The organism is Novosphingobium mangrovisedimenti (assembly GCF_025153475.1).
Taxonomy (GTDB): Bacteria; Pseudomonadota; Alphaproteobacteria; order Sphingomonadales; family Sphingomonadaceae; genus Novosphingobium; species Novosphingobium mangrovi_A.
Genome location: NZ_JANZXA010000047.1, coordinates 1 through 1,526 on the forward strand (window position 1 = coordinate 1; position 1,526 = coordinate 1,526).

Sequence of the window (1,526 nt, forward strand, 5' to 3'; positions counted from 1 at the left end):
GTGCCCGCGGTGCCGAGGCGGGCCGTGCCGCCCCGGGCATCGCCGCCGCTGCCGGTCTGCGTGATGTCGATGTCCTGCGCCAGGGCGCCGGCCGAGATGGTCAGGTTGCCGCTGGCGATCGTGGCTGTGCCGCCCGTGGCGTCGAATGCCGCGAGGCCGCCGGTTCCCGCACCACTCGTGCCGCCGAGTATGGCCGTGCCGCCGATGCCGGTGGCCAGCACATCGAGATCGCTGCCGAACGTGAAGGTCCCGCCGCTCATGGCGAGGGTGGCGGTGCCGCCCGTGCCGTTGCCGCCGTCCGAACCGTTGCCGCTGGGGCCGCCCGTGCCCGAGGCCGTGACGAGCGTGGCGCCGGCAGTGGAGACCTGGCCGCTGACGAGCTGCAAGGTCGCCGTACCGCCCTGTGCGTCGGCGGCGAAGCCGGTGTCGACGGTGGGGGAGGTGGGTGTGAAGAAGGTCTCGAAGTTGCCGATGGCTGCGGCACTGACGGTCAGCGTGCCCGTACCGGTGGGCGAGCCGACATTGAGGATGCCGCCGTTCGAGACGGTCGCGGAGGCCGTACCGCCCCGGGCCTGCCCGGCGAGGACGAGGGCGCCGAAGCCTTCCGCCTCGGCCAGCACGTCGAGCTGTCCGGCCGTCAGGCTGCCGCCCGAGATATCGAGGCTGGTGGTCCCGCCCTGCAGGCTGGACGTGACATCGGGATCGCCGGTTACGTCGCCGAGTGAAACATGTGCGCTGGCGGTAACCTTGACGCTGGCGTCGGTCACCAGGGCGCCGCCGCCTGAAATCGACAGGTTGGCACGGCCTGCCGTGGCGAGACTGGTGGCATCGCCATTGAGGTTGCCATAGGCATCGGCATTGAGTTCGAGGCCGCCGGTCAGGTTGAGCGCGACGCCGTTGATGTCGAGGCTGACGCCGTTCACGCTGTCGCCGGTGGCTATGCCGCCGACCGCCGCGCTGGGTGAACCGTAACTGTCGCCCGCCGTCGCGATAGCCGAGGCGTAGAGATAATCCCAGTTCTGATCGGCACCGCGCAACGAGATAAGCACGGAGCCGCCGATGCCGTCGCCGAACAGCGTATCGCTGTAGGCGCCAGTGCCATCGGCAGAGAGGAACAGCGAGCTGAAATCGAAGGTGCCGCCGGTGTCGGTGAGCGAAATTACACCGCCGGTTCCCGTGCCGCCGGCAAGAAATCCGTCATAGCCGTAACCGTCCGCATAGAAACTGGTGAAGCCGGTGGAAGCGTAGGTCGCGCCGCCGCTGACGGCGAGATCAATCGCGCCGCCCGTGCCATCGCCGCCGATGCCGGCCAGGCCGCCATAGCCGCCATAGCCGGTCGTGTCCGCGATGGTGGACTGGACGTCGATCGTCGCGCCCTGGCTGGCGTCGAGCGAAATCGAGCCACCCAGGCCGGCACCGCCCAGCGTGTCGCCGCTGCCGCCGTATCCGCCGGCGTAGAGGTTGAGGCCGTTGGAAGTGATGCTGCCTTGCGCGGCGGAGATCGCGATGGTGCCGCCGATGCCGTC

1 protein-coding gene is annotated in these 1,526 nt (G+C 69.7%); it reads right to left on the bottom strand.

The features are described 5' to 3' along the window. On the bottom strand, nucleotides 1-1,526 hold a 1,526-nt coding region (locus NZK81_RS21370; protein ID WP_419181731.1), incomplete at both ends, for a beta strand repeat-containing protein.